The 19,203-nt window shown below is 66.7% G+C and carries 15 protein-coding genes; 8 read left to right on the forward strand and 7 right to left on the reverse strand.

From position 1 onward, the window contains the following. Positions 1-10 precede the first annotated feature (10 nt). Positions 11-1,039 (reverse strand): zinc-binding dehydrogenase, encoded by a 1,029-nt coding sequence (locus QE379_RS15115; protein ID WP_307001752.1) that lies wholly within the window; start codon positions 1,037-1,039, stop codon positions 11-13. 21 nt (positions 1,040-1,060) lie between these two features. After that, on the reverse strand, positions 1,061-2,089 hold the full coding sequence (locus QE379_RS15120; protein WP_307001754.1) for a patatin-like phospholipase family protein: 1,029 nt from the start codon (positions 2,087-2,089) through the stop codon (positions 1,061-1,063). A gap of 188 nt (positions 2,090-2,277) precedes the next feature. Between QE379_RS15120 and QE379_RS15125 the strand changes: the two genes are divergently transcribed. From QE379_RS15125 to QE379_RS15160, 8 genes are all read left to right on the forward strand, one after another. Then, positions 2,278-3,756 carry an MFS transporter gene (locus QE379_RS15125; protein WP_307001757.1) on the forward strand — a complete coding sequence of 493 codons (1,479 nt, stop codon included), beginning with the start codon at positions 2,278-2,280 and terminating at the stop codon, positions 3,754-3,756. A 99-nt stretch (positions 3,757-3,855) separates the two neighbouring features. Next, positions 3,856-6,078, forward strand: coding sequence for a hypothetical protein (locus tag QE379_RS15130; protein WP_307001759.1), 2,223 nt, complete (start codon positions 3,856-3,858; stop codon positions 6,076-6,078). A gap of 9 nt (positions 6,079-6,087) precedes the next feature. Further along, positions 6,088-6,825 carry an SDR family oxidoreductase gene (locus tag QE379_RS15135; RefSeq protein ID WP_307001762.1) on the forward strand — a complete coding sequence of 246 codons (738 nt, stop codon included), beginning with the start codon at positions 6,088-6,090 and terminating at the stop codon, positions 6,823-6,825. A 172-nt stretch (positions 6,826-6,997) separates the two neighbouring features. After that, on the forward strand, positions 6,998-7,279 hold the full coding sequence (locus QE379_RS15140; protein ID WP_307001764.1) for a hypothetical protein: 282 nt from the start codon (positions 6,998-7,000) through the stop codon (positions 7,277-7,279). A 6-nt stretch (positions 7,280-7,285) separates the two neighbouring features. Then, positions 7,286-8,056 carry a glycoside hydrolase family 43 protein gene (locus QE379_RS15145; RefSeq protein WP_307001766.1) on the forward strand — a complete coding sequence of 257 codons (771 nt, stop codon included), beginning with the start codon at positions 7,286-7,288 and terminating at the stop codon, positions 8,054-8,056. Between the two features lie 284 nt (positions 8,057-8,340). Beyond that, positions 8,341-8,589: a hypothetical protein gene (locus tag QE379_RS15150; protein WP_307001768.1), complete on the forward strand. Its 249-nt coding sequence runs from the start codon at positions 8,341-8,343 to the stop codon at positions 8,587-8,589. Then, the gene (locus QE379_RS15155; RefSeq protein ID WP_307001769.1) at positions 8,561-10,225 is read left to right on the forward strand and encodes a glycoside hydrolase family 97 protein; all 1,665 of its coding nucleotides are present in this window, start codon (positions 8,561-8,563) and stop codon (positions 10,223-10,225) included. Before QE379_RS15150 ends, QE379_RS15155 begins: the two co-directional genes overlap by 29 nt. A gap of 38 nt (positions 10,226-10,263) precedes the next feature. Further along, positions 10,264-11,910, forward strand: coding sequence for a glycoside hydrolase 43 family protein (locus QE379_RS15160; RefSeq protein ID WP_307001771.1), 1,647 nt, complete (start codon positions 10,264-10,266; stop codon positions 11,908-11,910). 193 nt (positions 11,911-12,103) lie between these two features. On the opposite strand, the gene QE379_RS15165 is transcribed toward QE379_RS15160, so the two are convergent. The 5 genes from QE379_RS15165 to QE379_RS15185 all read right to left on the reverse strand — a co-directional run bounded on the left by QE379_RS15165 (position 12,104) and on the right by QE379_RS15185 (position 19,196). Further along, positions 12,104-13,786 (reverse strand): alpha-L-fucosidase, encoded by a 1,683-nt coding sequence (locus tag QE379_RS15165; RefSeq protein ID WP_307001773.1) that lies wholly within the window; start codon positions 13,784-13,786, stop codon positions 12,104-12,106. A gap of 197 nt (positions 13,787-13,983) precedes the next feature. Next, positions 13,984-15,465 carry an MFS transporter gene (locus tag QE379_RS15170; protein ID WP_307001775.1) on the reverse strand — a complete coding sequence of 494 codons (1,482 nt, stop codon included), beginning with the start codon at positions 15,463-15,465 and terminating at the stop codon, positions 13,984-13,986. 61 nt (positions 15,466-15,526) lie between these two features. After that, on the reverse strand, positions 15,527-17,023 hold the full coding sequence (locus QE379_RS15175; RefSeq protein ID WP_307001777.1) for a porin: 1,497 nt from the start codon (positions 17,021-17,023) through the stop codon (positions 15,527-15,529). A 59-nt stretch (positions 17,024-17,082) separates the two neighbouring features. Then, a complete protein-coding gene (locus QE379_RS15180) occupies positions 17,083-18,408 on the reverse strand; it encodes an MFS transporter (RefSeq protein ID WP_307001779.1) in 1,326 nt (441 codons plus the stop codon). After that, positions 18,405-19,196 carry a substrate-binding domain-containing protein gene (locus QE379_RS15185; RefSeq protein WP_307001780.1) on the reverse strand — a complete coding sequence of 264 codons (792 nt, stop codon included), beginning with the start codon at positions 19,194-19,196 and terminating at the stop codon, positions 18,405-18,407. Before QE379_RS15185 ends, QE379_RS15180 begins: the two co-directional genes overlap by 4 nt. Positions 19,197-19,203 lie beyond the last annotated feature (7 nt).

The following is a 19,203-nucleotide window of genomic DNA, read 5'->3' on the forward strand; positions in this document are numbered from 1 at the left end:
CCCCGAAGGACTATAGGACGAGGCCGACGAAGATCGCCCCGGTGCGACGACGGTCCTGGGCGGTTTCGAATGCTTCGTTGATCCGGTCGAGTGGGAAGCGGTGGGTGATGAGTTCCCGGGTCTTCAGCTTGCCCCGGACCAGCAGGTCGAGCACCTCGACCTGTTCGGCATGAATGTCATGAAAGGCAAAGCTGGCGCTGGGGATCAGGGTGATCTCGGACATCTGGATGCGCTGCCATTCCAGCGGGATGGCGATCGGCCCATCGTCGAAGCCACCGACGATGACGACCCGGCCGCCACGCCGGACGAGCCGGGTGGCGAGGGGCAGCGTCTCCGGCATGGAGGTGCCGCCTGCGCATTCGAACACGATATCCGCGCCCCGCCCGTCGCTCATCGCGCGGACCGCCGCCTCGGCATCCTCCCGGTCCGACCGGACGATCCTGTCCGCGCCCAGCCGCTCGGCGAGCGCCAGCGCATGGGGTAGCTTGTCGATGATCGTCACGGCGGCGCCGCTGGCTTTGGCGAGCATCAACTGACCCAGCCCGATCGGCCCCGCGCCGATGATCGCGACGCGCGACCCGATGGTCAGGCCGGACAGATGCTGGGCATGAAGCGCCACCGCATAGGTATCGAGCAGCGCGGCATCGTCATAGCCGACGCTGTCGGGCAGCTTGTGGAATTTGTGCTGCGGCCCGACGACATATTCGGCATAGGCGCGCGAGACGCTGGCCCGGCGGGTGTCATAAAGATCGGGGCAGCGATTATATTGCTGGACCCGGCACCATTCGCAATGGCCGCAGCCCAGTACGGATTCGACCAGCACCCGGTCGCCCACGGCCACCCGCTGGACCGCCGGTCCCACCTCGACCACATCGCCCGCCAGTTCACGGCCCATGATGCAGCAATGAAATTCCTCCTTGGGCTCTTCCCAATGGCGCAGATCGGTGCCGCAGATGCCCGCCATCCGCACCCGCGCCTTGACCCAGTCGTCGGCGGGCAGGCCGGGGCTCCTCCACCTCGGCGATCTCGAAGCGTCCATCGGCGGTCTTGCGCGCGGCTTTCATGGGCGTTCCTCCTGTACCTCTCCATCGGCAATACCGGTCAGATGCAGCCCGGCCCGACCGAGCGGGATCGCGCCTTCGCGCAATCGGTCGAGCAGCAACGCGCCGTCCCGACGCCCCGCGTCCCACCGCTGGCGCACGGACAGACCGGAAAAGTCCATTGCCTTGCCCGCCACCTCCCGTTGCTGGTCGGCATAGGTCAGGTGCGCCAGCGCGACGGCCCGGTCCGCCAGCGCCGGATCGCCGTCATAGCGGTGTCGCCACGCGGCGATCGTCCGGCGCGATTGCGCGGCGAAGGTCAGGTCCTGTGCCCGTGCGATCAGATGGCCGATCGTCCGCTCGCGAGAACCCGCGAGCGGCAACAGGTCGACCGCGATGCAGAGCACCGGTCGATCCTGGGGTTCGCCCAGAACGGGGTCGAGCGGCAGATTGGCCGAAAGGCCGCCATCGACATAGGTCACGCCATCGACCGTGATCGGTGGAAAGGCGGGCGGCATGGCACCGCTCGCGCGGACATGATCGGGTTCGATCCGCGCCGCGCGATTGTCGAACAGCACCTCCGCTCCGGTGTCGAGCGCCACCGCCTGGACCGTGAAGCGGACCGCCCCCGCGTTCAGACGATCGAAATCGACCAGCCGGGACAGGCTGTGCCCCAGCGGCGCGGTATCGTAGAGCGCGGGCGCATCGCGGGTCGCCAGCGCGGTGCCGAGCGGGGCGAACATGCCGCCATGCCCCGTCAGCATCGTCGCCATCACCTCACCGCTGCGCCGCCAGGTGTCGAAGGATTCGCCATGATCCAGGCTGGCCGACACCCGGGGCCGCCAGAACGCGTGAAGGCGATCCAGCCGATCCTCCGGCGCATTGCCCGCCAGGATCGCGCCGTTCACCGCGCCCGCCGAGGTGCCGACGATCCAGTCGGGCTGGACGCCGCCCTCATGCAGCGCCTCGTACACCCCCGCCTGATAGCCCCCCAGCGCATTGCCCCCTGCAAGGACCAGGGCGATCCGGCAATCCGATATCAGGGTCATGCGAAACGGGTCCGGCCAAAGGGGAGCATTGCAAGGCCCAACCCGCCAAGGCCGTGAAGGTGGCGAATGATCGTTATGATTTTCTTTTATTCTCAATGATCTAAATCAACTAACGGGCGAACCGGTCGAAACCCGGTCCGCACAAAGTCCGTTGACCGGGCCGGATGACACTCGACCCGCAACCCCAGTTGACGATCGCCGATCGCGAGCGCGGCTTGCGGCTGCTCGTCAACGAAGCGGTCTTTTCGGGCGGCGCGGCGGCGCTGACCAGCGGGGTGATCCTGACCGCCTTCGCGCTCCATCTCGGCGCGTCCAACGTCATGGTCGGCATTCTCGCGGCGATGCCCTTCCTCGCGCAGTTGCTGCAACTCCCCGCCGTGCAACTCATCGAACGCTGGCGACGGCGCAAGCAGATCGCAGTGGTCGCCAGTCTGATCGGGCGGACGATGCTGGCGGTGATGGCCATGCTCTCCTTTTTCAGCGGGACCACCGCGCTGCTGGTCTTTCTGACCGCGCAGATGCTGCTCTGCGGACTGGGCGCGGTCGGCGGTTGCGCCTGGAATAGCTGGATGCGCGATCTTGCGCCCGAGGAGCGGCTGGGCGATGTGTTCGCCCGCCGCACCGTCTGGCTGACCGCCGTCAGTCTTGTGCTGGGCCTGGTCGCCGCGCTCGCCTTCGACTGGACGGCGGCGGGATCGGGGGCCCGCAATGCCGTATTCGCCGCGATGTTCGCCGCGGGCTGCGTCACCGGGCTCATCAGCGCGCGGATCGTCGCGATGATGCCGGAGCCGCTGATGCCGCCCGTCAAAGGCCATGTGAACCTTCGCGAGTTGCTGCGCCAACCGCTTGGCGATCCTAATTTCCGCCGTCTGCTGGTCTTCATCGCGAGTTGGCAGTTCGCGATCAACCTGGCGACGCCCTTCTTCACCGTCTTCATCGTCCGCCAACTGCATTTCGCGGTCAGCTTCGTTCTGCTCCTCGGCGTCGCCAGCCAGATCGCCAATATCCTGGCGCTCCGGCTCTGGGGGCGGCTGAGCGACCGGTTCGCCAACAAGTCGGTGCTGGCGGTCTGCGCGCCCGCCTATATCCTGGCGATCGTCGCGATGATCGGCGCATCGCAACTGGGCGACCGGACGGCCGTGAAGCTGTGGCTGGTCGGGCTGCACCTGATCATGGGCGCGACCATTGCCGGGGTAACGCTGGCCAGCACCAATATCGCGCTGAAGCTGTCGCCCAAGGGCTCGGCCACCGCCTATGTCGCGACCAGTGCGATGACCACCGCCGTCGCCGCAGGGGTGGCGCCCATATCAGGCGGGCTGCTCGCGCAATTCTTCGCCGCCCGCCAGTTCGAACTGGTCGCCCGCTGGAGCAGTCCGAACGGCGTCTTCACCCTGCCCATCGTGCTGACCGCCTGGGACTTTTATTTCCTGCTGGCCGGGCTGATCGGCCTATATGCCGTTCATCGCCTGTCGCTGGTCCGCGAGACGGGTGAGATCGAGCGGCGCGAGATGGTCGGACAGGTGCTGAACGAGACGCGGCGAAGCATCCGCAACATCTCCTCGGTCGCGGGCCTGCGCGCCGCGACCGACCTTCCCGCCGCGCTGCTTCGCGATGCCAGGCTCCGCATCGGGCTGAAGCGCGCGGAACAGCGGCCGCGAATGCGCTGACGCAGGTTAGCAAGCGATTGGTTTTGAATACTTTTACTGGAACCGACCCCGGCTCCGGCGGCTTTTCCGCAGACCCTGTCATCCTATCGGAGTGGTCCCATGCCCCGAACGGCGACTGCCGAGGCGCCGCCGCCCATCAGCCCCCATCTCCTCGACTTGCGCGAGATGTTGCGGGGCGATCCCAAGCCGCTGGCGCGCTTCGATGTCGGCGAACTGACGGTCGCGCTGTACCGCACGACGGACTCGGCCTTCGCGGTCATACGGCGCGGGCGCAGCGGCGGTCTGGCCGTCCGGGCCGCCTTCATCCCCACATCCTTCGATTGCGAGCCGCTTCCGCCCGAGCCGGGCGAGGCCGCCCGCCTGCGTCTGACCAGCGCGATGGGCGAGCATGTCGTGACCTGTTTCGCGAACCGCGACGCGGTGGAGCGGGTGCGGATCGTCACCCGCTTCACCCCCGCCCGGCCGACGATCCTGCCTTTCGCGCCGCGTGACCTTTATCCGCTGGGCGCGGGCGACGACCCCACCCGCGCGACCGGCGAGGTCGAAGCGACGCAGCGCGGGCTGAACACTGGGCTGCTCTATTTCCGGATCGACGAACCGGCGTTCGGCAATGTCCTGTATATCCAGAACCTGACCGCCTCGAACGACTATTACCGCGCGACCGGCACCGTGCCGCGCGAGGCGGTGGCGGGGGCCTGGCCGGAACTGGGCTATGCCCTGCCCGTCCCCGAGCCCCAGGCCGATCCCGCCAAGGTCGCACTGACGCCCGGCCAGACGGTGACATTGTCCGACGCGATCCTGGTCTTCCGCCATCAGGCCCCGCCGCACGAGCGCGAGTCCGCGCGCCAGTTCGTCCAGATGCTGGGCAATGGCTATGATCTGCTGGAGCCGCCGCCGGTCGAATATCGCGATTGGATCGACCGGGCGGAGCGGACCATTGGTGATCTGGAGCACGCGCCGGAGGCGACGATCCGCCATTACGGCCACCGCTACATCCATCCCTATACCGCGTCCGAATATCCCGACATCATGGTGCAGATGACGGTCGTTGCCGCGCTCCACCAATGGAGCCGCTGGCTGGGCGAGCCGGTGCCGCTGCAAGCCGAATTGCAGGCCGGGCTGTCGAAATTCTACGACGAGGAGCTGCGCACCTTTCGCCGCTATCTGCCCAATGTCGGCAAGGACAAACAGGCCGATGCGGTCGACAGCTGGTATCTCTATCACCCGCTGCTCAACCTCGGCACGCTGGCGCTCGACGGCGACCGAGAGGCGCGCGACCTGTTCCTGAAGGCGATCGACTACGGCGTGAGGGCGGCGCGGCATTTCGACTATCGCTGGCCGATACAGTATGACGTGACCGACTTCTCGATCATCGAGAAGGATGCCCCCGTCGATGGGCGCGGGCAGACCGATGTCGGCGGCGTCTATGCCTGGGTGATGCTCCAGGCGTTCGAGCTGACCGACGACAAGACCTATCTGGACGAAGCGCGCGCGGCGATCGACGCCGCCATCGGCCTGCGCTTCAACATCAACTATCAGGCGAACCTGACCGCCTGGGGCGCGGCGGCCTGTATGCGGCTGTGGCGGATTACCAATCGCGACGTCTATCGCGAGCAGAGCTATGTCTATCTCGCCAGTTTCCTGCACAATGCCGTGCTGTGGGACAGCAGGATCGGCCATGCCGTGCACTATGAGACGTTCATGGCGGTCACCTGCCTCCAGGATGCACCCTATATGGCGATGTACGAATGTTTCGACAGCTTCGTCGCATTCGAGCAGTATCTGAACGACGGCGGCCCCGATCTGGAGCCCGAGGCGCGGATGCTGCTGGGCGAATATTGTCGCTACGTCCTGTCGCGCGCCTGGTATTATTATCCCGACGCGCTGCCGCCCGAGGCGATCGCGGAAGAGCAGCGCGAGGCGAACGGCCATGTCGACCGTTCCCTCTCCTTCCCGCTGGAGGATCTCTATCCGGACGGCCAACCCGCCGGGCAGGTGGGGCAGGAGGTTTATGGCGCGGGTGCCGCCTTCATCTTCGCCAGCCGCGCCTTCCACCATGTCGAGGGCGCGCCCTTCCGCCTGTTCTGCGACATGCTGGTCCGCGCGGTGGAGCGGATCGGCGACCGGGCGCTGTCGATCCTGCTCGACGGCGGCGAGACGCGCACCGCCAATCTCCGCCTCGTCCGGCTCAAGCGGCGCAAGCTGACCGACAGCAGTATCACGGCGGCGAGCGGCGAGACGATCGCCCCCGACATGACCGGCACCGACCGCGTCGATTACCGCGTCCCCGCGCAGGGACGCCTGATCCTCACCTGGGAATAGGGAATAGCCATGACCGAGAACCGCACCACCGATCTCTCGGGCCGGCGCATCCTGTTGACCGGCGGCACCACCGGCATCGGTCGGGCGACGCTGAAGGCGCTGGCGGCGCATGGCGCGCGCATCCTGACGTTCGGACGGCACCGGGAGTCGCTGGACGAGGCCTTGGCGGGCGTTGAGGGCGATGTGTCGGGCGTGGTCGAGGATGCGGCGACGCGCGACGGGATCGAGCTGGTCTTCGCCGCGGTCGATGAGCGGCTGGGCGGGATCGACATGCTCGTCGCCTGCGCCGCGGTCGGGGCGCAACCCATTCACGAAATGGAGGATGCGGACTGGCGCTATGTCATCGACGCCAATCTGACCGGCTATCTCGCCTGTGCCCGCGCCGCGATCCTGCGGATGGAGGAACAGGGCGGCGGCCACCTGCTGTTCGTCGGGTCGATCAGCACCGAGATCAAGGCGGCCGGCGAAAGCGTCTATGCCGCGACCAAGGCGGGCGTCCAGGCCTTTGCCGAGACGCTGCGCAAGGAGGTGGCGGACAAGGGCATCAAGGTCAGCATCATCCAGCCGGGCTCGGTCGACAGCGAGATGCAGGCGTGCGACGCCGAGGAGAAACGAGCCGCCATCGCGGCGGGCCGGATGCTGCCGCCCGAGGATGTGGCGGATGCGATCCTCTTTGCCCTAACCCGCTCCCCTACCTGCGACATCGTCAATCTGCGGATCGAGCCGTTGATCCAGAAGACGGCCTGAAACCCGTCGCCCCGGCCGGCCGCAACGGCGACGCCCTCGGCGATTGACTTGCCCACCGAACTGAAAAAAACTCAGACAACTGAGAACATGGTCGGAGGGGAGAGTCGCTTTGAACAGGCGATGGGCATGGGGATGGCTGGGCGCGGCGCTCATGTTGGGCGGCGGCGTAGTTATGGCGCAGGACCCGCCGCCCCCCACGGCGCGGCAGTTGCGGATCGTCCCCGAACTGGCGCGCATGCCGAGCCCGGCATCGCCGCCTGAAAAAGCCAGAACCGCCTATCTGCTCAGCTATTTCAAGGAGCATGTCCATTCGCTCCATTTCGCGGTGTCGCGCGACGGATACCGCTTCACCGACGTCAATGACGGGCAACCGGTGCTGTCGGGCGAGGCGGTGGCGGGGCAGAAGGGGATACGCGATCCCTATCTTATGCGGGGCGAGGACGGCGCCTTCTAGCTGACGATGACCGACCTGCACATCTATGCGCAGAAGGAGGGTTTGCGCTCGACCGAATGGGAGCGCCCGGCGGCGGATTATGGCTGGGGCAACAACCGCGCCATCATCTTGATGAAGAGCCGCGACCTGATCCACTGGACGCACGCGCGGGTCGATATCACCCGTCTGTTCCCCGCCTATCGCAAGATGGGCATCGCCTGGGCCCCCGAGGCCTTTTACGACACCCGGCGACGCCAGGTGATGGTCTATTTCTCCACCCGGATCGGCGATGGCAAGAATTACCTGGTCTATGCCTATGCCGACCCGGCGTTCCTCACGCTGACCACCGAACCCAAGCCGCTCTTCCCCTTCCCCCGCGCGGGCAAGAGCACGGTGGACGGGGACATCACCCGTGTCGGCGATCGCTATCACCTGTTCTTCAGCACCGATGACGGGACCGGCAATATCCGCCAGGCGGTGTCGAGCCGACTGACGGGCGGTTATGCCTATGACCCGACCAAGGTCGATCCCGAAAAGATCGGGACCGAGGCGCCGATGGTATGGCGTCGGCATGGCACCGACACCTATGTCCTGATGTACGACGTCTATGCCGCCAAGCCCAACAATATGGGGTTCTCGGAGACCAGGGACTTCAAGACCTTCCGCGATATCGGCCATTTCAACGATCCGGGCTCGCCGATGAAGACGACGAACTTCACCTCGCCCAAACACGGCTCGGTCACGGCGATCACGCCGGCGGAAGCGGATCGGCTGGAGCGCTATTTCGCGGGGCAGTGAAAGGCCGCCGAATTTGGCGTGCGTTACCAGCATGTTAAAGTACCGGGTGTGAAAAACGCTGCGCCTCGGACTCAAATTGCTTGCAACAGCCAAATTTAGATTTCACATATGCAAATATAGTATGGAGAGGATGACCAAGGGGGTGGCCGTGTCCCCGGCGGCGGAGCCGTCATGACATGGGCGCATCGCCATTGCCCGGGCTCGGCCCCTCGCCAGCCGACATAGTCCGAGCGGCATCCGATCGCGGTCCGGTCGATCATCATGGGAAAGCAAGGGGCCAGGACATGACGATATTCCACCGATCGCAGCTTCGAAACGGCGCATGTGGCTGGGCCATGGCGTGTTTCGCGATCATGGCGCCGCTGTCGGCGGCGCAGGCCAGGACCGTCACCATCGCGAGCCCGGACGGCAAGGTCCAGGCGGCCCTGTCGGACGATAGGGGCAAAGCTGCAATATCGCGTGACGGTCGATGGGCGACCGGTGCTCGATCCCTCGCCGCTCGGGATGCGCGTCGACGGCGTCGAACTGGGTGACGGGGCCGCGATCGGGACGGTTCAGCGTCGCAAGACCGACACCCGCTATCGCTTCTTCGGCGGCAAGACGGAGGCGGTGGACCGCGCCAATATCGCCAGTGTCAGCCTGACCGCGCACGGCACCCGGTTCGAGGCGGATCTCCATGTCGCCGATGACGGCGTCGGCGTCCGCCTTCGCCTGCCCGCCAAGGCCGGGCGAATGATCGAGGGCGATCGCTCCGGCTGGAAACTCGCCGCTGCCGACCCCCGTGTCTGGGTCACCGCTCGCGATCCGGGATATGAGGATATCTACGCGGCCAAGACGCTGCGCGATGTCGTCGGCAAGCCGCTGGGGATGCCGCTGACCGCCAGGATCGACCGATATTGGGTGACGATCAGCGAGGCGCAGGTCGTCAATTACGGCGACATGGCGATCACGCCCGACGCGAACGGTCTGCTGGCGGGCGGCCTCTATACCGAGCCCAAGGGATGGCGGACCGATGCGGCGGTGGTTCAGCCCTGGCGGGTGACGATCGTGGCGCGCGACCTGACCGGTCTGGTCAACTCGACCCTGGTCCAGAACCTCAACCCGCCCCCCTCGCCCGCGCTCGCCAAGGCCGACTGGATCCGTCCCGGTCGCTCGACCTGGCAATGGCTGGCGATCGGCGCGCCTCTGGAGAACGACCAGCATCAATGGGTCGATTGGACCAAACAGATGGGCTATCCCTATTATCTCGTCGACGAAGGCTGGGCCGATTGGAAACGCCCCTGGGAGACGCTGGCCGACACGGTGAACTATGCCCGGTCGCAGGGGATCGACATCTGGGTGTGGGTACACAGCAAGGAGACGTTCGATCCCGCCGCGCGACGCGCGCTGCTCAGCCGCTATGCCCGAATGGGGATCGTCGGGGTGAAGGTCGATTTCCCCGAGCATCCCGACCATGTCTGGACCCAATGGTACGAGGATTTCGCCCGCGACGCCGCCGCCGGGCGGCTGATGGTCGATTTCCACGGCGCGATGAAGCCGACCGGGACCGAGCGGACCTGGCCCAACGTCCTGACCCGCGAAGGCGTGCGCGGGCATGAATGGCATATTACCCGGTACAAGCGCGTCCTGCCGCCCGACCATGACACCATCCTGCCCTTCACCCGCTATGTCGTCGGGCCGGGCGACTATACGCCGACCGTGTTCGAGCCGAAGGAGTTGCAGGGCAATAGCTGGTCGCACGAAGTGGCGCAGGCGATCCTCTTCACCTCGCCCTATCTGGTGATGGGCGGCCATCCGCGCACCTATCTCGAAAACCCCGCGCTCGACGTGTTGAAGGCGATCCCGTCGATCTGGGACGAAACCATCGTCCTGCCCGGCAGCGAACCCGGGGAGATGGCGGGCTTTGCCCGGCGGCGCGGCAAGGACTGGTTCGTCGCGGTCATCAATGGCCCCACGGCGCGCCCGCTGAAGGTCGATCTGGGCTTTTTGGGCGGGGGCGAGTGGAGGCTCGTCTCGCTGGCCGACGACCAGGCGCACCCCGACGCCTTCACCCGGACCGAGCGGACGGTGCGCTCGACCGGCGCGATCGAGGTGCCGTTGCGGTCGCAGGGCGGCTTTGTCGGCTGGCTCCGCCCACGCAAAGAACCTATGCCCGCCGCCGGGCGATGATCCGGCGGCGGGCTCGGAATGAGGACGGGAAGCGGGTGATGATGGACAGCAAGTCGGACCGACGTTCGGTCATGTTGGGGCTTTCGGCGCTGGGCGGTATCGCGCTGTGCCCGGGACAGGCCTCCGCCGCGGGACCGGCCACCGCCTCGCCCCTGCCACGCTGGGGCGATCAGGGGGATGGCAGCTTCGTCAACCCGATCATCCCGGCGGATTATTCCGATCTCGACGCGATCCGGGTCGGCGACACCTATTACGCGATCAGTTCGACCCTGCACACCAGCCCCGCCATGGTCATCCTGCGCTCAGGCGACATGGTCAACTGGACGACCATCGGCCATGCGGTGCCCGACCTCGCCTTGCTGGGCGAGGAGGCGCTCGGCTGGCGCCGGATGCGGGGCTATGGCCGGGGCATGTGGGCGGGGGCGATCCGCCATCACGGCGGGCGCTTCTACATCTACTTCGCCTCCCCCGACAGCGGCCTGTACGTCACCACGGCGGAGCGCGCCGAAGGGCCCTGGACGCCGCCCCGGTCGCTGCTACGCGAGGCGGGGTATGACGACCCCTGCCCCTTCTGGGACGAGGACGGATCGGCCTGGCTGGTGATGACCCGCTTCGCCGCCGATCCGGTTACGGGGCGGTCTTATGTCATCAGCCTGTACCGGATGAGCGAAGACGGGCTGACGCTGGACCGGGCCTCCGCCCTGCCCATCCACCAATCGGAGGGGTCGGAGGCGAGCAAGCTCTACAAGTTCGGTCCGCTCTATTATCATTATTTCAGCGAGGTGAAGCCCGAGGGCCGCGTTCCGATGATGAAGCGCGCGACCAGCCTGCCAGGCCTCGCGCAGGCGAGCGCGGTGCAACTCGGCCATGTGAACGCCCCGGTCGATAGCGAGCCCAATCAGGGCGCGTTGCTGCAAGCCCGCGACAAAAGCTGGTGGTTCCTGACCCATCAGGGCCATGGCGACTGGCAGGGGCGCGCCATGTGCCTGCTGCCCGTCACCTGGACCGGGGGCTGGCCGATCATCGGGCGCGCCGGGCCGGACGGGATCGGCAACATGGTCTGGCGGTCGCGCAAGCCCATCGCATCGCCCCGCCCGCCCCTGCCCGATATGTCCGACGAGTTTCGCGGGGGGATCAAGCCGGTCTGGGAATGGAACCATGCCCCCCGGCACGAGGCGTTCAGCCTGACCGAGCGGCCCGGCCATTTGCGGCTGAAGGCCTTTCCGCCAGCCTTCAAGGGATTGCGCGGAGTCGGCAACCTGCTCAGCCAGAGGTCGTGGCGGACGGCGGACAATCGGGCCAGCGTGGTCCTCGACCTGTCCGGCATGGTGGATGGGCAGACGGCGGGGCTGTGCCACCTCTCCGCCGCCGGAGCCTGGATCGGGGTGCGGCAATCGGCAGGGCGCAGGCGGCTCTGCTTCGCGCGCGGCGATGTGGTGAAGGAGGGGCCGGTGATCGATATGCCGCTGATCCGCCTCGCCACCCGCTGGGGCGATGACGGGCGGGCGATCTTCGAGCATGATGGTGGTGGCGGCCGGTTCCGGCGCTTCGGCGAGCATTACGACCTGCAATGGCGCGACTATCGCGGCGACCGGGTGGGGCTGTTCACCGTCCATGACGACGCGATGCGCGGGCATGTCGATTTTTCGGACTTCCGCTACCGGATCGCCTCGCAGAACGGGTGAGCGTCCCGGCGAAGGCCGGGGGCAATCCATTCCTCCCCTTGCAGGGAAGGTGACAGGCCGTCAGGCCTGACGGAGGGGTGTCGCGCGCTCGATGGCGGGACACCCCTCCACCATGCTTCGCATGGTCCCCCTCCCCTTGCAGGGGAGGATTCCGAAGGCCCGGGGGGCGACATACCCCGCCTCCCCGGCGAACTCAGGCGGTCACCCCCTCGCCCGCGATAATCAGCGCGACGCCGATCGGATGGCGGGCGCGTTCGGGCAGGGTGACTTCCAACGCCTGGCCGGTCCGCTTGAAGGGCAGCGGGCTGTTGTCGCCCTGCATCGTCACACGGCGGATCTGCCCCGGCATGCTGGGATTGTCGCTGCCCAGCAGGGTCATCCGCGCGACATTGTCCTCCGGCCAGCCCAGCACCAGCGCATGGAGATTGCCGTTCCGCGTCACATAGCGGACGTCCTTGGCGGTATAGGCCGATTTCGGCCCGCCCTCGGAAAACAGGCCGGAATTGGCCTTGGTCGGCCCCTCGCCATTGATCTTCCACGGGCGGCTGCCATAGATCGCCTCGCCGTTGCGGCTCATCCAGTCGGCGATCTCCTCGACGACCTTCTCCTCCTTGTCGTCGATCGTCCCGTCGCCGCGCATCGGCACCGACAGCATCAAATTGCCGTTCTTCGACACCACGTCGCACAGCGTGTGGAGCACGTTGGCCGCCGACTTGTAACTGTCGTTCCGATAGTGATCGATGTCGTAATGCCAGCCGCCGATGCAGGTGTCGGTTTGCCACGGGAAGCGCTCGATATAATTCTTGCCGCCGCGCTCCACGTCGTCGACGATGCCCATGCGCCGCTGCGGCGGGGTCATCTTGCCCGTCACCACGGCTTCCAGCCTGCCGCCGTTCCACTGCATCGACTGGTTGTAGAACCAGGAGGTGAACTCCAGCCCGTACTTCTCCAGCGGCAGGTCGAAATTGTCGAAATAGACCATGTCCGGCTTGTATTTCTGGACCAGGTCCTTGGCGCGGAGCAGCCAGTTGGCGGCGAAGTCGGTGCCCGCCGGTACGCCCTCGTTCCACAACAGGTCGGTGGCGTCGTGCCAGGCATTGGCCTGTTCCACCGTGCGGATGCCGTCCGGCATGGGCATGTGACGACCGACATAAAGCTGTTGCGGGTCCAGCCCGTCCCACCATTGCCCGCGCCCCTGCGCCGCGGTCAGCTTCCATGCGTCATAGCGTTCGCCCGCGCGCTTGCCGGTGGGGTCATAGCCATAAGCGGGCTGGTTCCAGTGCCAGGCATGGGCCGAGTGGTTGGACACGGCAAAGCGCATCCCCCGCTCGCGCGCCGCCTTTTCCCAGGTACCGACGATATCCTTGCGCGGGCCGACCCGCGTCGTGTTCCAGGGATGATAGCGCGAGTCATAGGCGTCGAGATTGTCATGATGGTTCGCCAGCGCCATGAAGTATCGTGCGCCCGCCTTCTTGTAGAGATCGAGCAACCGGCCCGGGTCCCAGCGATCGGCCTTCCACATATTCTGGATCTGCATGAAGCCGACATCGGCCGGGTGGCCGTAATGCTTCACATGATGCTCATAAGCACGGGTGCCGGGCAGATACATGTTGCGCGCATACCAGTCGCCCGCCTCGGGCACGCATTGCGCGGTCCAATGCGCCCACATGCCGAACTTGGCGTCGCGGAACCAGTCGGGCACGCTGTACCCGGCGGTCAGCGACTCCCAGTCCGCGGTGAAGCGCGCCGGTGGCGGAACCCTGAGCGCACGTCCCGCCCCCATCTGCTGCGCAAAGGTCGCCGCCGATGCCACCGCCGGGGCCAGCGCCGCCGCCGCCATGCTGCCGCCGATCATCTCCCGTCTCGTCGTCTTCATATCCGCCTCTCCTGACCTGAGCGCCCGCCCGCGCCACCGCGTGCGGTTCCCGTCCATGCCGGCTCACCCGCAAAGCACGCCGATCTCATTCTCGCATATGCAAATGCGTTATTGCATATGCAAAGCTAGGCGAGAACGGCGGTCCTTGGCAAGCCTTGTCGTCGCCGTTTGTTCGAGGAGAGCGGTGTTGTGGATCGTCAGTCCCCGTCGCTCCTCGCCTCATGATGCCCGCTCATCGCCGCGCCCGCATCGGGGGCGAAGCGGCGGTTCCAGATGATCGCCGAGGTGGAGATCGCTGCCACCACCAGGAACGCCGCCGAGAAGCTGTTGAGCGTCGGCCCGCCCTTCCCCTCGATCAGCGTCCCCAATTCCAGCACGGTCGCGGCGGTGCAGATACCCAGCGACAGGGTCAGTTGCTGAAAGGTCGCATAGAAGCTGGTCGCCGCGCTCATCCGCTCCTTGTCCACATCGGCATAGGCGATGGCGTTGAACCCGGTGAACTGGAACGAGGTGAAGAAGCCCGACAGCGCCAGGACGAAGGTGATCAGCGGGATCGGCCAGTCGGGCCGGAAGAATGCACAGGTCGCATAGCCTGCGCTGCTGACCAGCCCCGACACGATCAGACTCTGCCGAAAGCCCCAGCGACGCAGGACGCGCGGGGCCAGCGCCTTCATCGCCAGCGCGCCGACCGCGCCCGCCATGGTGATCGTCCCCGTCTTGGCCGCGCTCAACCCGAAGCCGAGCTGGAACATCAGCGGGAGGAGGAACGGCTGTGCCCCTTGCGTGATCCGGGTCAGCGACCCGCCGATCACCGACAGGCGAAAGGTCGTGACGCGCATCAAGGTCGGGTCGAGGATCGGGTCATGGGTATGCCGGGCATGGCGGATATAGATCCAGCCGAACACCGCGCCGACGATCAGCAGGACCAGTGCCACCCAGCCCGTCCCCGGACGGCTCGCCAGCTCGAACCCGAACAGCAGGCAGCCGAGCGAAACGCCCGACATGAAAAAGCCCGACACGTCGAAGCGCGTCCGTGCGTCGCCGCGCACCTCGGGCACCAGCATCCAGGCCCCCACCATGCCGATGATGCCGATCGGAATGTTGAGATAGAAGATCCAGCGCCAGTCGAGCCAGGTGACGATGAACCCGCCCAGCGGCGGCCCCAGGATCGGCCCGATCAGCGCGGGCATCACCAGCCAGGACAGCGCCTGCACCATGTCCTCCTTGGCGACGCTGCGGAGAAGGACCAGCCGCCCGACCGGCACCATCATCGCGCCGCCAATCCCCTGCAAGAAGCGCGCGGCGACCAGGGTCGGCAGCGTCCCCGACTGGGCGCACAGTACCGAGCCGAGGAGGAAGATACCGATCGCCGAGCAGAAGACGGTCCGCGACCCGAATTTGTCGGCCAGCGTCCCGCTCGCCGGGATGAACAGGGCGAGCGCGAGCAAATAGCTGGTCAGCGCGAGGCTGAGGCTGGTCGCGGGCGTCGCCAGGTCCCGCGCCATGGTCGGCAGTGCGACGGTCAGGACGGTGCCGTCCAGTTGCTGCATGAACAGCGCGGACGCGACGACGAGCGCGATGACGCGGTAGCCGCGCGTCTGCACCGGCTCCGAGGAACGTGCACCGCTGGTCACCGCCTCCACACCGGGGGCGAGCCCGTCATTCACGTCCGCGCTCATCGAGGCCAAATTACGTCGTCTCCACCGCATCTCGTTCCATTCGTCCTGCGCGCCCCATCCCCTAGAACGCGATTTGCGCCCGTCCGATCAAGGTCTGGCCATGGTCCTTCGCCAGCCGCCCCGCAACCGGGTTCGCGACCGACCAGTCGATGGCATTCAATTGCAGCCGAACGAAATTGTTCAGATACCAGTTCACCCCCAGTGTCAGCGCGGTGCCGCGCCCGGCGGTCGGATTGTCGCTATAATCCAGTTCCTCGTACCGCGTCGCCAACTCCACCGCGCCGCTGCCGCCCGAGGTGAAGGGGCGAAGCACGCGCGGACGGCTCCACACGCCGCCGCGGGTCAGGTAAGGCGGGGTCTCGCCGGTCAGGAACCAGCCGCCCTGCACCGCCCAGGCATTCTGGTCGGTCGAGCCTGTGACGTTACGCAGCGTCCGGGAGCCATATTCGCCATAAGCCCAGAGCGACTTGTGGAAGGCCCCCAGCTCGAAGCCATAGCCGTCGCCCGACCGGGCATTGGCGAAGCTGCCCGCCGAGATCCGCAGATTGTCGTTGAAGAAACCGCCGACCGCGATGGCGCGGGTCGGACGAGCCACGTCGGTCGCCAGATCCTCGTGAAAGCCCCATACGCCCAGATGGAGCAGCCAGTCCGCCGTCTTCACCGGGTTCCAGTGCGCCCGCGCGCCGATGGTCAGGCCGTCGCCGGCGGTCCCGGGATTGTTGATGTCGTCGCCCGACACCTGCACGCCGACATGCCAGCCATCGCCATAGATGCGCGCCGCCGCGCCCAGCCCGAAAAAGCCGCGTACGGGGATGATCCCCTGCCCGACGAAATTGCGCTCCAGGAAGGGCACCGAAATGGTGCCGCTCGACCCGTCCAGCCCGCGATCGTTCAGCCGGTTGCCCAGCGCGAACTCGGCCTGCTGGCCCATGAAGCCGGTCGTCCAGGCCAGATAGGCCGATTTGATCGCGATCTCGTTATCGGCGAAATCGCCCTCCAGCAGATAGGAAAGGTGCTGGCCCACCGAGCCCTCGAACCCCAGCCGCAGCGAACGGGCCTGGGTCGCGGTGATGTTGCGCGCGGCGACGTCGCTGCCCATCGTCGTGCCCAGGTCGATCAGGATGCGCCCGCGCGGCCGGAACGAGAATTTGCCGTCGGTGCTGGTGAACTCCGGCGTGCCCTTCGACCAGTCGACATGGACGCCGTCCTTCTGCGCCTTCTCGATCCGCGCCAGCCGCGCGTCGAGCGAAGGCGGATGCGCGTCGGAGGGAAGCGCCTGTCCCAGCGGGAACGGAAGGCGCGGCGGGCTGACGGTCTGGCCCGCCACCTGGGGCGGGGGCGCGGGATGCGCCTCGGACGCCAGCGGCTGACCCAGCGGCGTGGGGGTCGCGGCGACCTTCTGGCCTTCCATTGCCGCCAGTCGTGCCTCCAGCCGCGTGATCTGCGCCTGTTGCTGCTCGACCAGACGGGTCAGCCGGGCGACATCGTCTTCCCGCGATTGGGCGGCAACGGGCATGGCGGCACACAGGCCCATGGCGAGCATGGCTCCTCGATACATGACGGCATCCTCTCTTATGGCGGGCGGCGGCTCCGTGGCCGCCGCCTCGACCGATAGGGTCAGCGCACTTCGCGCTTGGTCAGCCGCGACCCGATGACCAGCGCCAGCAGCGACAGGAGAGCAGCGGCGGCGCACCAGGCACCGGGGATCGCCTTGTCGCCGGTCGCGCCGATCAGCGCGGTGCTGATGGCGGGCGTGAAGCCGCCGAAGATCGCGGTGGCCAGGCTATAGGCCAGGCTGAAGCCGACCGTGCGGACATGCGCCGGGATGACTTCGGTCAGGTACACGATGAACGCGCCGTTATAGGTGGCATAGATGGCGGCGAGCAGCAGCTCGACCGTCAGCAGCCGGCCGAAGCTGGGCGCGGCGACCAGCCAGCTCATCAGCGGATAGGCCAGGATCGCGCCGAGCAGCGTCGCGGTGATCAGCAGCGGCCGACGCCCGATCCGATCCGACAGCGCGCCCATGACAGGCAGCAGGACGAAGTTGGTGACACCGACACACGCGGTCACGAACAGCGCCGAACCCGGCGTCAGTGACAGCACCTTGTTGCCGAAGGTCGGGGTATAGGCGGTGATCATGTAGAAGAAGACGGTCGTCATCACCGCCATCAGCGCGCCCTGGAGCACCACGCCCCAGTTGCCGCCGATGGTGCGGATGATCTGCGAAAGCTGCGGATGCTCCTTGCGCTTCAGGAAGACTTCCGTCTCCTCCATGTGGCGACGGATGACGAACAGGAACGGGATCATCACGCAGCCGATGATGAAGGGGATGCGCCAGCCCCAGGCCTGCATCGTGACGGGATCGAGGCTGGTCGACACGATCAGCCCAATCAGCGCGGCGAAGACCACCGCCGCCTGCTGGCTGGCCGACTGCCACGAGCAGAAGAAGCCCTTGCGGTTGGGCGGCGCGATCTCGTTGAGATAGACCGACACGCCGCCGACCTCGACGCCCGCCGACAGCCCCTGGACCAGGCGTCCGAGCAGGATGATGATCGGCGCGGCGACGCCGATCTGCGCATAGGTCGGGGTGATCGCGATGGCGAGCGTCCCCAGCGCCATCAGGCCCAGCGTCAACAACAGGCCCTGCCGCCGCCCATGCTTGTCGATATAGGCGCCCAGCACCAGCGCGCCCACGGGCCGCATCAGGAATCCGGCACCGAAGGTCATCAGGGTGAGCATCAGCGAGGCGAACTCGCTACCGGTCGGGAAGAACGCCCTGGAGATATAGGTGGCATAGTAACCGAACACCATGAAGTCGAACATCTCCAGGAAGTTGCCGCTGGCAACGATGAAGATCGACTTGAAGGCGGACTTGCGGCGTTCGACCGAAATGGGGGCGGCCGCGGTGGAAGCGGCGGCGAAGCTTGCGGTTGCCTGGGTCATGGCTTGGCCTTTTGCGAAGCGGGTTCCAATCCGCTGTCGCGGATGATCGGATAGGCTTTGGGGGATGACAGATAGGCGATCAGCGCCCTGGCCTCGGCCTGGTGGGGGGAATAGGCGACGACGCCCGCCGAGAAGGGGGTGACCTTCTGCAAGGAGTCGGGAAGCAGGCCGATGATGCGGATGCCCTGAACGGGCTTCAACTCGCTGAGCTGCTGGAAGCCGATCTCGGCCTGCCCCTGCGCGACGATCCGGCCCACCGGGGTGGCGGGGATCATGCGGCCCTTGGGGCGGACCTGGTCGGCGATGCCGAGCTTGTCGAGCATCACCGACTGGATATAGACGCCCGAAGCGCTGTCCGACCAAGCGACCGACTTGGCATTGACCAGCGTGTCGCGCACCGCATCCGGCGTACTGATATCGGGCACCGGAGCCCCCGCCTTCACCGCCACCGCGATCTTGGACAGGCCCAGATCGGTGACGGTGCCGGAGGTCACGCTGCCCGCCTGTTCCAGCTTGTCGAGCCCGCTGCGCGCCAGGATCACGACATCGGCATCCTCATGCCGGGCGAGCCGGTTGGGGATCGCCTGCGGCGTGTCGCCCATGGAAGGGCCGTGTTCGGTGACGATATGGACGCCGGTGTCGCGCTCATATTTCCTGGCCAGCGCCTCGAACGCGGCGGTGAAGCCGCCCGAGGTGACCACATGGAGTTCGCGGACCGCGACGGACTTGGGCTCGCGCGCGAAGGCGGGACCGGACAAGGCCAGCCCGAGCAGCAAGGCGGCACGCATGGCACCG

The organism is Sphingomonas sp. SORGH_AS_0879, assembly GCF_030819175.1.
In the GTDB taxonomy this organism is placed as follows: domain Bacteria; phylum Pseudomonadota; class Alphaproteobacteria; order Sphingomonadales; family Sphingomonadaceae; genus Sphingomonas.